This window comes from Candidatus Dadabacteria bacterium, from assembly GCA_026708565.1.
Classification (GTDB): Bacteria; Desulfobacterota_D; UBA1144; order Nemesobacterales; family Mycalebacteriaceae; genus Mycalebacterium.
The window spans coordinates 1-12,581 of sequence record JAPOUR010000058.1 but is presented as its reverse complement, the minus strand read 5'-3'; the positions used below and the strand labels follow the sequence as shown (position 1 = coordinate 12,581).

Sequence of the window (12,581 nt, the reverse complement as noted above, 5' to 3'; positions counted from 1 at the left end):
GCGGATGAAAATCGGAGTGCCGAAAGAGATTAAGAACCACGAATACCGCGTGGGTCTCACTCCGGCGAGTGTAAAAGAACTTGTGGCGCACGGGCACAGTGTTGCGGTTGCGAGCGGCGCGGGCGGCGGGATTGGCCTTGCGGATGCGGACTATGAGGCGGCGGGGGCGCAAATCAGCCCGGACAACGAATCCGTTTATTCCGGCAGCGAACTTATAGTAAAGGTCAAAGAGCCGCAACCGCAGGAATGCGTCAAACTCGGCAAAGGGCAGACGCTTTTCACCTATCTTCATCTCGCGCCCGACCCTGAACAGACTGAACTGTTGCTTGCCTCCGGCGTAACGGCAATTGCTTATGAGACTGTTACCGGGCCCAGCGGCACTTTGCCCCTGCTTGCTCCTATGAGTGAAGTTGCGGGGCGTCTTGCCGCGCAGGCGGGGGCGCACTGCCTTGAGCGGGCGCAGGGCGGCAAGGGCCTGCTGATGGGCGGCGTGCCGGGGACTGTGCCCGCAAAGGTGCTTGTTATCGGCGGCGGCGTGGTGGGGCAGAATGCGGCGTATATTGCGCGCGGCATGGGGGCAAATGTTACGATTTTAGACCGCGACATTGCAAAACTGCGTCAACTTGATGTTGAGTTTGCGGGGCGGGCGGACTGCATTTATTCCACGCGCGAGGCGATTGAGAAGTATGCGATTCAGTCGGACCTTGTAATAGGGGCGGTGCTGGTTCCGGGAGGCAACGCTCCGAAACTGGTTACGCGGGACATTGTCCGCCGGATGCGGAGCGGCTCGGTGATTGTGGATGTGGCGATTGATCAGGGCGGATGTGTTGAGACATCAAAGCCGACAACGCATGAGAAGCCCACTTTTGTCGTGGATGGTGTTGTGCATTACTGTGTGGCAAACATGCCCGGCGCGGTTTCGCAGACTTCGGCTCATGCGTTAAACAACGCCACTTTGCCGTTTGTGTTAAGCATAGCCAATCAGGGCTGGCGCAAAGCGATGTTGCAGGACCCTCATTTGAAGAACGGGCTTAACATTCATGAAGGGAAACTTTGCTGTGAAGCGGTGGCGCATGCGCAGGAAAGGGAATGGACTGAAGCGGATTTGGTTTTGAGGAAAACAAAACCGGGCTAACCAACCGCCCCCTTCAAATACGCCTTTTCAGTATCTTTGAAAGCGCCCACAGCGCCGCTCCGATGAATGTCCCTATAATCCCCCCGTAGAGAGACCCCGCAAGCGCGCCTAATAGAACCCAGTAGTCGCCCCGCAACCACTCATTCCCCATTAAAGCCAGAACCAGACCAGTGCCTAAACCCGTGCCCACACCGTATAGCGTCCCTAAAACCGGCCCGTAGAGAGACCACAGCCGCGCCTTTGAAAGCGCCTTGTTGTGTATCCGTTTGTGCATCGCCAAAGATATTCCAAAAACCGCGCCCGTCCACGCACCGATTTCAAACCCCGCAAGCGCCCATAAACGCGCCTTCATAAAGAGCGCCCACAAACGTTTCTCAATAACAAGCAAATCCTCCCGCATCCACTCGCCCGTTTCAAAAACCGTCCCGACCAGCACAGCCGAAAGAGCGCCGACAAACGCCCCCGCAAGCGCGCCCATCAACGCCCCAAGCACAACGCCAGACACACCGGCTTTTATTCTTTCCATAAAACTCATGGCTTCATTCCCCCTTTTCCCTCCGGGAAGTATACAAGAAAGACGGCGGCAAAAATACAAGCGGACGCCGTGAACAATTTATGGTTGAAATTCATACATTTCCTCCCTGACCCCTGCGATAAAGTCCTCATCCCACTTTTCTAACTGGGCGGGAATTGCTTCTATGTATTTCTGTTGCTTTTGTCTGCCCAAATTATACAGGAGTGTGCGCAGCATAATCAGGTTTCCATCCAGCAAATCCTTAAGACGGTCCCGCCGGTATTTATCGTTGTACCACCAGTTATTAGTATCCTCCAGCACAAAGATGACTCCGTAGCACAATGTCCGCGCGCGATAGGTGTTTGCCCTTATCTGCGCCACCAGAGACTGCGCTTTTGCGCGGAATTCCTTCAACAGTTTTCCGTCCGTCTTGCTGCTGTTTCCCCGCACGGAACCGGGCTCCAGCATACGCTCCAGCAGATGGTAGAAGAGCATTCCCTTCACATCCGCCTTGAACTTTTCCTCATCATTGAGGGACACGCGCGCGCCCGCAAACGGGCTGCGGTTATGATGAACGGGCAACGTAACCTCGCGCAACTCGCGCCCGTGGATGTGTTTGTTGATGATTGCCCAGTTGAAATCGCTTCTGCGGTTGTATCCCTCTTCGGGAGTGTAGTTGGGAACATCCAGCATTGCCGGATTGTAGATGATAGTGTTGCCACCGCGATGAACTGATTCCTCTCCCACCTTGCCTATTTCCTCCGGAGCGTAGGTCAGATTTCTGAAAACATTCGCGCCCGCCGCAAGACCGGCGGTATTTTGCAGAAACATCTCAAACGCTTTGTGAACTTTCATATCCGTTTTCTTGCCGTAGTCCGGTTGCCAGAACCCCGGTTTCTCCAAATGGTCAAACCTGCGCTTGGAAAGGTCGTAGTAGAAATCTTCACCTTCCGGATTGTCCTGCTGCCAGCGGTTGAGCAATGATTCGCGGACGGAATCTGTCGGTTTACAGTTGGAGAAGTTGGAAAGACTGTAATAAAAATCCAGCAGTTGAGTCCTCAGGGTGCTTAAGAACGGCAATGGCGGTGAGCCCGAAACAAGGCCCAGCATCGCATCTATGTTACCGCCCCGGTGATGAGCAATGAACCGGAGGTAGCTCAGTTCCTCCCGCCCCCCGCCCTTCAGGTCGGCGTGGAAGATAGAATCATCATCAACAATCCACGCCACAAAGTCATCCCCGTGCATCTTGCGCCCGGCTTCCAGAATGTGCCTTTGCAGACAGGTTCGGGCTTCGGCTATGTTCAACTTTTTCGCGCTTTTTCTGTCATGAACACAGACATTGAGCCACTCCCTGTTATTGAAATACTCCGCCACCGGCTTAATACCGATATCATCACCGGAGTTATCCAGCAGGTGGAAGGTATGGTGTGACAGACATTCGCCGTCCCGCTTGTAAAGTTCCCGAAAAGATTTCAGAAGTGTTTTGGTGTTATCGGAACTGTCGCTTATCGCTCCGATATGCAGATTGAAGGGTTTGGCAACCGGGTCGGCAACGGTCACGGCGGTAGGTTTTGCCCCGGCGGTCGGTTCAGTCGCCCGGTCCGGCGGGGGCTTGTAGTCAAACAACTCTTTGGCGCGTTCCAAAGACGGCTCGCCATAAGATTTACCGAACCGCGCCCAGTGCTTGCGGTAGAAGTGGTTCAATCCGTCCGTCTTGGCCTCGCGGTTGACGGTAACACGCCCCGTGGCAGCGGCGTAATGTTTGACGGTAACCTCGCCGGTAAACTCTATGCGGCGCTTTGGCCTGCGCCCCACATATTCCATCAGGCGGATGGCAAGGTCTCTGTCGGTGCAACTCCTCATGCTCTCATCAAAACCGCCTATGCTCCAGAAGACATCCAGATCAATGAACACGCCGCTGCCCTGAAAACCGGGATTGCCCTTAAAGAGTTCCTCCGCCGTGAAGTTCTCTTCGTCGGGAATCATATCCTCCGTTTTGCCCCTCTCCTCAATGCGCCGGATGCCGGGAATTACCGCCACACATTTCTCCCTACGGCGACTGGATAACGGCATAACCTTGCTCAGACAAGAAGACAGATGATTTTCCGTCCACTCATCGTCATCATCCAGAATGGACAGGAACGGCGACTGATACTGATGCGAACGAGAATCAGATGTCCGGTATTTGGACTGAAAAGCCCTCATGGCGGCGGTGTTCCATGCGCCCGTGCCGGACACACCGCGCGTCCGCTCGTTGGGTATTACCAAGGTGCGGAAGAAATCTTCAAACTCCACCATGTCAGGCAAACGCCTCCGGACTTCCTTGTAGCGTTCCGCCAGAAAACTCTTGCGGAGATTTTCCACCTCTTTTTCAATGGACTTGAATTCGCTTGACAGTTGCTCGCCATCCTCGCGGGGGTTGTCATCCACAATATAGACGCATTGCGGGATAACATCTTTCTGGGCGTAAACGGAACGTAAGGCGCGGTCAATCAAGGTCTGTGTGCGGGCGCCGCTGGTGGCTATGACAACCGCCACCGGGTCTGTCAATGTTTCTCCGGACACTGCCACGCCTCACACCTTGGAAAGAAGAAATACCATAAAGTCGGAGTTCCGTACGCCCGCATATCCTGTCGGGTCAGCAGTCTGAACAATCCGGCTCACCTCCAGATGATGTCTGCGAAACAGGTCTTCATAAAACGAAAGGGGGCGGTGGAAGTGGACCATGCGGCGGCCCGTGTCCCGCAACAACTTGGTGTATGTGTGCTCGCCGAGATACCCGAAGTCCGCCGACACATGCCTTTGCTGTATAGGGGATTCCGGTTGCCCGGTATAAAGCGGATTGCATATGGCTATTACCACCCGCCCGCGAGAGAGCGCGGTCAAATCCTCCATTATCTTCTCCATCTCCGCCACATGAGATTCCGGGGAATCGCCAAGTTCATAGCACAGAACCAGCGAGCACAGCACCGTGTCAAACGCCGCCCCGCCCGCCTTCATTTCGTCCAAATCCCCGCGCTCCAGTATCCGCACACCAGCGTAGTTGCGCTCCCTGTATTTTTCCAAAATCTCCCCGTCAGGCTCATAAGCGGAAACCTCCATCCCCATCCGCAGCAGCATCTGCGCGTGTTCGCCATGCCCCGAACCGTAATCCAGAACGGTTCCGGCGTCCGCATGCTCGCGGAACAAGGCTTGAAGCGCGGGGTTAAGAACCTCATTTGTGGCAGTTGCCTCAGCCAGTTCGCGGAACTGCTCAAACTCTCCGGACAACTCCTCCGAAACAAAGCCCAACTCCGCCAGACTTGAAAAATCAGCCCGCTCGTTGACCGCCGTAAGGTGGCGCTTGAATTCCGCGCCATTCCGCAACTTCCCGTGCAGTCGGCTGACAACAAACGCACGGCGGCACATACTCTCAAACAGACACCGCGAGAAGGGAAACAAACTGTGCCCTATGTCTGTGAGCGCCAATGCGCCGCTCTTCAAAATCCTCAAATTCTCCGGTTGCAGGTCAGAGCAGACCCATCCGAGATGTTTGAACTCCCTCAACATCCGGATGTACTCCATATCGGGAACTTCAGCCGTTTCCAACAGCCCGGTTGACTCCAGAAACGGACCTTGAATGAGAATCTTGCGCCCCTCGCACACCTTGACGGCGCTGACCGGCTGAATGTGCTCCGGCGGGGTCGCGCGCATCCGTTCCGCCAGTGCGGAGAGCTGCCAGTGAAGTTCCAACAGATTGGAAACACCGTCAAACACCTTGAACACGCTCCTTGAGTCTCTGAACACCAGCCCTTCACCGCCCCGCCCCAGATACTCAGGCTCGCCGTCCACCCCTTCGCCGTAAGACGAAATCAACTCCGCGGCGGCTTTGCGGCTTATGCGCTCCTCGCGGACTCCCCCGAAGGTGTTTCCGGCGTAACGGTCTATGTGGCGGCTTACCATCTTCACCGCATCCCCGGCGGACGAGGCGGGCAATATGCTGTCAGAACGGCGGCGGTCAAGCGACTTCCCCGCCATATCGCCGCTGCTGCCGCCGACCGTGGCGGCGATAATCAGTTTGCCCATCTGCCATGCAAAGGCGATTTCGCTGAGCGTGCCGGAGCCGCCGCCTATGGCGATGACGGCGGAGGACATGCTGATGAGCGTCAGGTTTCTGCCAATGCCCTGACCGGTGGGTATGGCAATATCCAGATGAGGATTGGCAACGCGCGGGTCGTATCCGGGCAGGACGCCGATGACCGAGCCTTCGGTGTGGTTTCGCGCGGCCCTTGCGCCTTCCGATGCGCACTCCATAACGCCGCCGAGGCCGCCGGTGGCAACTGAGTATCCGGCCTCCACCAGAAGCCTGCCGGTTTCATAAGCGAATTCCCGCTTGCCGGAGGCGTCATCATCTATATTGGCGTCCCCCACTATTGCCACAATTTTTTTTACGGACACCGCGCCCCTACTCAACCGCTCCTGCAATCTCTTCAAGCGCCCTCACCGGGTCATCCGCCTGCGTAACCGCTCTGCCGATAACAAGATAATCCGCGCCCATTTCAACCGCCTCTTTTGGCGTAACCGTCCTGCTCTGGTCGTTTGAATCCGAACTCTCAAGACGCACTCCGGGAACTATAAGTTTGAACCTGTCGCCGAACTCTTTTCTTAACGGCTCAATCTCCATGCCGGAACAGACAAGCCCGTCCGCGCCGCCCCTCTCCGCCGTTTCCGCAAGACGCAGGGCGGCGGAAATTGAATCGCCGCCGAAAAGTTTTTTCACCTCCGCCCCGTCATGGCTTGTCAGAACCGTTACGGCAATGACCTTCGGTCTCGGCAATTCCAGTTTTTCCGCCCCCTCCTTTGCAGTCTCAACCGCGGCGCGAATCATCTTTTCACCGCCGAGGGAATGGACGGTGAACATGTCAACGCCAAAGCGCGATATTCTGGAGACCGCGCCCGCCACCGTGTTGGGAATGTCATGAAATTTCAGATCAAGAAAAATCCCGCCGCCGCACTTGTCCTGAAGCCAGCCGATGACCTTGGGACCCTCGGCAAAAAACATCACGGGACCCACCTTGTAGGCTCCCACCCTGCCCGCACACCCAAGGGCAAAAACCGAAGCGGTGCGTATTGAAGGGAAGTCAAGAGCGAGTATGAGTCTGTCCGCTGCGGCTACGCTCAAATTTCACCCCTCCAACTCAACGCCTTTTTCCCATATCTCATGTTCGCTTATGTCCGCCTTGTCGCCCCAGACAACGGCATAACCGCCGCGCTCAACTTTTACCGACTTGAACAATGAGAGATTCCTGAGTGGGGAGAACATTTCCCTTTCAAGCAGGGGGGCAATGTCGTACTTTTTCCTGCGGTCATTGTCAAACTCAACAATAAGAGTGTAACCGTCAGCGGCTTTCGCCGATTTGATTCTCGGATGTTTCATGTTCTCACTCAAGGGGCGGCAATTTACGAAACTCCTGACTTTCCCACATCTTTTTCAACTCGGCTTTGTTTATGAGACCCCACTCAACAATCAGAGATTTCGCCCTCCCGGGCATATCCCCTTCTATCATCTCAAGTGTATCAATATCAAACAGTCCGACATATTCTCCATAGACCGCATGAAAGTGCGGCGGCGGGTGGTCTCCGAAAAACAACTTTCTTACTATTCCATAAAATCTTGTTATCTCCGGCATGGCTTCCAGAAACTTATCAGCCGATAACCAATCAAACAACCCGGCGCACTTAAGAAGCGGAACGGCGCGAAGCATCAATCGCTTCCAGAACGGCGGCGAGAAGGGTTGCGCGCGGGGCGGCAATCCCGTGCTTTTCCGCGCGCCGCGCGGTCTCGGAAAATATGGCGTCTATCTCCATCGGCGCGCCGGAGAGAAAATCCAATATCGTGCTTGAGCGGTAATCCTCCATCCGTTCGGTGAACTCCATCATCTCGCGGACGGTTCTGTCCGCGTCTATGCGGTCGGGGCTTCCCGCCGCGCGCAAATCGGCGTTTGCAATCTCCGCAACCTCGCGCTGTATGCTCCCGACTTCCGCCCGCAGCGCGGGGCTTGCCAGTATTGTTTGCGTTGTCGCGCCGCCGCACACAACCCCAAGCCCGTTGAACGGAACGTTCCAGCACTGCTTAATCCAGCGCGTAAGAAGGAAATTTTCCGCCGCTTTGACCTCCACCTTCGCCCCGTCCCAAAGGGAGAGCGCCTCTTTTATGCGCCCGGCGGAATTGAGAAAATGGGCGACCGTAACCGCGCCGTAGTCAAGGTGGCGAACCGTTCCGGGCTCGCCCCTGTTTATGCAGGTGAACGCGATGCCGGTGAAGATTCTTTCAGGGTCAAACCATTCCGAAAACCGCTCCTCAAGACCGATGCCGTTCATAAGAACCAGCAGGCGCGTCCGCCCGTCCGCAACGGGAAGAACAAGGTCGCGCGCGGCGGACGCGGCGGTCGCCTTCAGGGCGCACACAACCCAGTCAACAACGCCGATGTCCGCGCTGTTGCGGTGAACAAGCGGCTTGCCGAGCCTGAAACCGCCGTCTTTGCTCTCAACCGTCAGCCCGCCCGAAGACAGGGCGCCGTAGTCTCTGCGGGCAAGAAAATGAACCTCGTTTCCGGCCTGCGCCAGCCGCGCGCCGTAGTAAAGACCGACAGCCCCCGCCCCGATTACGGCTATCCTGCTCAAAAGCGCCGCCCTCAAAAAGCCGCAAAAACCGCCGTTGCCGCCGTGTTGGCGACCGCAAGCGGCAGCAGAACCTTCCAACCGAATTTCATCACCTGATCCGAGCGGAAACGCGGCAGCGTCCACCTGATCCACATGAAGAAAAACAGCATCGCCGCCACCTTTCCGAGAAACACCAGCGGCGGCAGATACCAATGCGTGTCTATGTCAATCCCGCCCCAGCCGATAAACGGCAGCGGATGCCAGCCGCCGAGATACAGAGCCGTTATAAGACACGACGCCACTATCATGTGCGTGTATTCGGCGAGGAAGAACATTGCAAATTTCATCCCGCTGTATTCCGTGTGGTAGCCGCCCACTATCTCCGTCTCGGCTTCGGGAACATCAAACGGAAGGCGGTTGGTTTCGGCAAAAGACGCGATGAGGAAAACCACAAAACCGATGAACTGCGGAAACAGCAGCCAGACCCTGCTCTGATACTCAATTATGTCCGTCAGCCTGAGCGAGCCGACAAGCGCAAAAACCCCGATGACTGAAAGCGCCAGCGCGAGTTCGTAACTTATCATCTGAGATATTCCCCTGATGCCGCCGATGAGCGAGTATTTGCTGTTTGAAGCCCATCCGCCGAGGATAACGCCGTAAACACTGAGCGAACTCACGGCAAAAACATAGAGCGCGCCCGCGTCAAGGTCGGCAACCTGAAAGGTTATAAACACGGGGGAGGACAAAAGACCCATCAGGTCGGTCTCAAAACCCCTCCCCACGGGAACAACGGCGAGCGCCGCGATTGCGGTAACAAACGAAAACGCGGGGGCGACCGAATAAATAACCTTGTTTGCCCCTGCGGGGACGGTGTCTTCCTTGAACAGAAACTTAACCCCGTCCGCAAGCGGCTGGAGCAATCCCATGGGCCCCACCCTGTTGGGGCCGAGGCGGTCTTGAATCAGCGCGCTGACGCGCCTTTCCGCATAAGTCAGGTAGGCGACGGCGGGCAGCACGGCGGCAATCAGAACCACGGACTTGACCGCGGCAAGCGCCAGTTCAAACAGACGGCTGTCCGCTGACATCTCCCTTCCTTCCGACTCCGAGAAAATCAATCAAATCGTAGTCCATCGCCTCATACGGTTTGAACCGCGCCGATATTTCCCCCATAATTTCCGCGGGCGAATTGTGAAAAAACTGCTCCGGTTTTGAGGCGCACAGCAGTTTCAGCGCCTCCCATTCCGGCTTTGCTTCGCCGGGCGGGTCAATCGCCTTTCTTATCCTCTGCACCCTGCCCCGGTCGTTTGTGAAAGTCCCGTCCTTTTCATAAGGAGTCGCGCCCGGAAGCAGCAGGCCGGCAAGCCTGCCCGTGGCGGTCAGGCGCGTGTCCAGCACGGCGAGGAAAGACAGGTTTTCCAGCGCGCGCCCTATTGCCGCCGCATCCCCGAAAGCGGTCAGGTCCGTTTGAATGACAAAAAGCGAATCCAACTCCCCGGAAAGCAAACCGGAGATGATTTCCCCGACCTCCGCCGCGCCGCAGGCGATTCCGAGGTCGCGCGCGCCCGCGCTGTTGGGAAACGGGTCGGGGCTTATCAGGCCGAATTTCTTTTCTCCGCCGCCCCCGCCGGGTTCGCCCGCATTGCACGCGAGGCGCGAAAACCCGAACTCTTCGGACATTTTCAGGGCAAGATACAACTCTTCATTTGTGAGGGAGGCGGAGCACACAATCGCGGAGCGGGAGACGGGAGACGCCCGAAAAATTTCCGCCGCCGCGTCCCATGAGACGGGCTCATATCCGCCCTCTTCCGTTTTGCGTATCGGCTGCTTGAGCCTTTTTGCCGGGGCGCCGGTATCCTCAAATTCAAACCTGCCCCGGTCGCAAATCCAGTGCCCGTTGACCTCCGCGTTGAATCTTGGGCGCACTCTCATAATTCCGCCTTCGCGCAAGTTTGCGCCGACAGTGATGTTGCAGCCGTTGCTGCACAGCGGGCAGACGGTGTCCGTGTGTTTCAGATACCAGACCCTCTCGCCGTGGAGCGAGTCGGCGGGCAGGAGCGCGCCCACGGGGCAGAGGTCTATCACATTGCCGGACAGTTCGTTGTTGAGTTCCATGCCGGGAAAGACCGTGATCTTTTTGCGAAAGCCCCTGTTGTCATAGCCCAGTTCGCCGGTGCCGGTAACCTCGTCCGTGAAGCGGACGCATCTGGTGCACATTATGCAGCGGTTGGGGTCGTAAACTATTTTCTCTCCGAGATAGTATTTTTTTCTGACCTTCTTTTCTTCGGGCGGGTCAAACCTGCTGTAATCCCTGCCGTGGGAAACGGTGGTCATCTGAAGCGGGCACTCGCCGCCTTTGTCGCACACGGGGCAGTCAAGCGGATGGTTTATGAGCGTGAATTCAACGGTGGCTCGCCGCGCGGAGACGGCTTTTTCCGAGTTGGTAACAACCTCCATGCCGTCCGTGGCGAAGGTGTTGCACGCGGGCATCACTTTGGGAACTCCCTTCACCTCAACGAGGCACTGTCTGCACTGCGCCACCACGCTCAGCGCGGGGTGGTAGCAGAAATGCGGTATCCGTATTCCCGCAAGTTCCGCCGCCGCGATTAGGTTTGCGCCCTGCTCAACCTCAATCTCTGAACCGTCAATTACGATTTTTGGCATCTGTGTCTCCGGTGGAAGGGAGGAACTTGTATCACACGGCGGAGTGTATACGAAGGGCGGGATACCGCAAGCGGCGAAGGTTGAAATTGTCGGGCGTTTTCCTTTATATTTAGCGGGATAAAGGGACGCGTTCGGGCGCGTCCGGAGATTACAGCAGATGTTTGAATATGCAATATCGCTCCTGAAGGGGCGGGCGGAGGTGAAATTTCCCTTCTTTTGTTCCGTTGCCGTTTTGATTTTAGCGTTCTCCGCGCCTCCGGCGGGGGCGCAGGACAGCACTGTGGGAACACGCCCCGGCGGTGAAACCGGAACGGTGTGGGGATACCTCCAGCCCGGCAACCTGCCCGGCGCATTCCTCGCAAACTCAAGCATAACATCGGCAAAAATTGTCAACGGGGCGATTGCAATTGCCGACTTGAGTGACGAAGTCCGCTCCGCATTCTCAAACGCGCCGCAACTCTCCGGAGTTGAACTCGCTTCCGTCCAAACGATTGGGACGCGCCCCGACGGTGTGGGCGGAACTGTGTGGGGTTATCTGCAACCCGGAAGTCTGCCCGGAACCTTTATTATGTCCGGCGGCATCGGAACGCCCCAGATTGCAAACGGGGCGGTAACGCAGGAAAAACTGTCCGCCGCGCTTTCGGATGAAATTGACAAACTGCAATACATCGCTTTCGGCCCGAACGGGGGAATTGCCATAGGAGACGGCGCGGTCTCAATTAACGGCGGGCTTGCCATAGGGGTCAATGCGTTTTCACAGGGGGAAGGCTCGCTGTCAATCGGGCGCGACAGCGCGGCGGTTGACGGGTTTGCCGCCGGAGGGGGAGCCAGAGCCGGCGGAGGCACCGCATTTGGCGGCTGCTCCGCGGCGGGAAGACTTACCGTAACAAACAGCGCGGGCGTTACAACGGCCTATCCCAATTCCTCATTGTGTGAAGCGGGAGGAACGCGGGGGACGGCGCGGGGAGCGGCCGCTTTCGGCGACAGAACCCTTGCCATGGGAGCGGGGCAACAGGCGGGCGCATACGGCGGAAGCGGAGACCGCAGAGTGGCGCGGTCGCCGGGCAGGGCTCTGCCCGAAGGCACGGTTGTTTCCGTGTTCGGGCCCAACGGCGCGATGGGCGCGTCTCTTGAGCAGGTCGGCGCGTCTGAACGCCAGTTGGGAATGATTGAGAGTCTTGGAACTCCGCCTCCCGTGTCCGGTCAGCAAGGCGGGGCGTCGGGCGCGGTGGAGGATGAAGACGGCGTTTCCGGCGCTGTAGGCGCTGTCGGGCAGCAGAGCGTAGCCGCGCCGACTGTCTGGGGCTATTTGCAGGACGGCGGACTGCCGGGCTCTTTTCTTGTGGCCGGAAGTGTTACGGGCGAAAAACTGTCGGACAATTCCGTCAATTCCTCAAAGATTGCCGACGCAAGCATCAGGCGTGAAGATTTGACTCCCGAACTCGCTTCCGGCCTCGGAGGCGGGCTCACCGGCGGCGCGGTGCGGAGCTTCCATCTGGCAAATTCAAGCGTAACATCGGTAAAAATCGCCGATGCAACAATCGCCCTTGCCGACTTGAGCGAGGATGTTAAGGCGGCATTTTCAAACGCGGCGGAACTCTCAAGCGGCGAACTCGCTTCCGTCAGAAC

General features: G+C 57.2%; 11 protein-coding genes. 2 read left to right on the top strand and 9 right to left on the bottom strand.

Annotation, left to right across the window (positions count from 1 at the left end; translation table 11 throughout):
• Nucleotides 1–4: 4 nt before the first annotated feature.
• A complete protein-coding gene (gene ald, locus OXF42_07065) occupies nt 5–1,135 on the top strand; it encodes an alanine dehydrogenase (protein MCY4047844.1) in 1,131 nt (376 codons plus the stop codon).
• Nucleotides 1,136–1,148: 13 nt separating this feature from the next.
• On the opposite strand, the gene OXF42_07060 is transcribed toward ald, so the two are convergent.
• The 9 genes from OXF42_07060 to OXF42_07020 form a co-directional block, all read right to left on the bottom strand.
• Complete coding sequence (locus tag OXF42_07060; protein ID MCY4047843.1) at nt 1,149–1,670, bottom strand: hypothetical protein; 522 nt, start codon at nt 1,668–1,670, stop codon at nt 1,149–1,151.
• 78 nt (nt 1,671–1,748) lie between these two features.
• Nucleotides 1,749–4,220 carry a hypothetical protein gene (locus tag OXF42_07055; protein MCY4047842.1) on the bottom strand — a complete coding sequence of 824 codons (2,472 nt, stop codon included), beginning with the start codon at nt 4,218–4,220 and terminating at the stop codon, nt 1,749–1,751.
• Between the two features lie 3 nt (nt 4,221–4,223).
• Nucleotides 4,224–6,086, bottom strand: a complete 1,863-nt coding sequence (locus tag OXF42_07050; GenBank protein MCY4047841.1) for a methyltransferase domain-containing protein — start codon at nt 6,084–6,086, stop codon at nt 4,224–4,226.
• 7 nt (nt 6,087–6,093) lie between these two features.
• The gene (gene pyrF, locus OXF42_07045) at nt 6,094–6,810 is read right to left on the bottom strand and encodes an orotidine-5'-phosphate decarboxylase (protein MCY4047840.1); all 717 of its coding nucleotides are present in this window, start codon (nt 6,808–6,810) and stop codon (nt 6,094–6,096) included.
• Nucleotides 6,811–6,813: 3 nt separating this feature from the next.
• Nucleotides 6,814–7,065, bottom strand: coding sequence for a DUF2442 domain-containing protein (locus tag OXF42_07040; protein ID MCY4047839.1), 252 nt, complete (start codon nt 7,063–7,065; stop codon nt 6,814–6,816).
• Nucleotides 7,066–7,069: 4 nt separating this feature from the next.
• On the bottom strand, nt 7,070–7,318 hold the full coding sequence (locus OXF42_07035; GenBank protein MCY4047838.1) for a DUF4160 domain-containing protein: 249 nt from the start codon (nt 7,316–7,318) through the stop codon (nt 7,070–7,072).
• Between the two features lie 49 nt (nt 7,319–7,367).
• Nucleotides 7,368–8,312 (bottom strand): 2-dehydropantoate 2-reductase, encoded by a 945-nt coding sequence (locus OXF42_07030; protein MCY4047837.1) that lies wholly within the window; start codon nt 8,310–8,312, stop codon nt 7,368–7,370.
• Nucleotides 8,313–8,323: 11 nt separating this feature from the next.
• Nucleotides 8,324–9,376, bottom strand: a complete 1,053-nt coding sequence (gene nuoH / locus OXF42_07025) for an NADH-quinone oxidoreductase subunit NuoH (GenBank protein MCY4047836.1) — start codon at nt 9,374–9,376, stop codon at nt 8,324–8,326.
• Nucleotides 9,351–10,952, bottom strand: coding sequence for a molybdopterin-dependent oxidoreductase (locus OXF42_07020; protein ID MCY4047835.1), 1,602 nt, complete (start codon nt 10,950–10,952; stop codon nt 9,351–9,353). The genes nuoH and OXF42_07020 overlap by 26 nt, the downstream gene beginning before the upstream one ends.
• A 157-nt stretch (nt 10,953–11,109) precedes the next feature.
• Between OXF42_07020 and OXF42_07015 the strand changes: the two genes are divergently transcribed.
• The coding region (locus OXF42_07015) for a hypothetical protein (GenBank protein ID MCY4047834.1) at nt 11,110–12,581 on the top strand (1,472 nt) is incomplete at its 3' end.

Bases quoted from the DNA above. Each gene is read 5' to 3' on its own strand.
- ald (MCY4047844.1), top strand. From the start codon at position 5: ATGAAAATCGGAGTGCCGAAAGAGATTAAGAACCACGAATACCGCGTG.
- OXF42_07060 (MCY4047843.1), bottom strand. From the start codon at position 1,670: ATGAGTTTTATGGAAAGAATAAAAGCCGGTGTGTCTGGCGTTGTGCTT.
- OXF42_07040 (MCY4047839.1), bottom strand. From the start codon at position 7,065: ATGAAACATCCGAGAATCAAATCGGCGAAAGCCGCTGACGGTTACACT.
- OXF42_07035 (MCY4047838.1), bottom strand. From the start codon at position 7,318: ATGCCGGAGATAACAAGATTTTATGGAATAGTAAGAAAGTTGTTTTTC.
- nuoH (MCY4047836.1), bottom strand. From the start codon at position 9,376: ATGTCAGCGGACAGCCGTCTGTTTGAACTGGCGCTTGCCGCGGTCAAG.
- OXF42_07020 (MCY4047835.1), bottom strand. From the start codon at position 10,952: ATGCCAAAAATCGTAATTGACGGTTCAGAGATTGAGGTTGAGCAGGGC.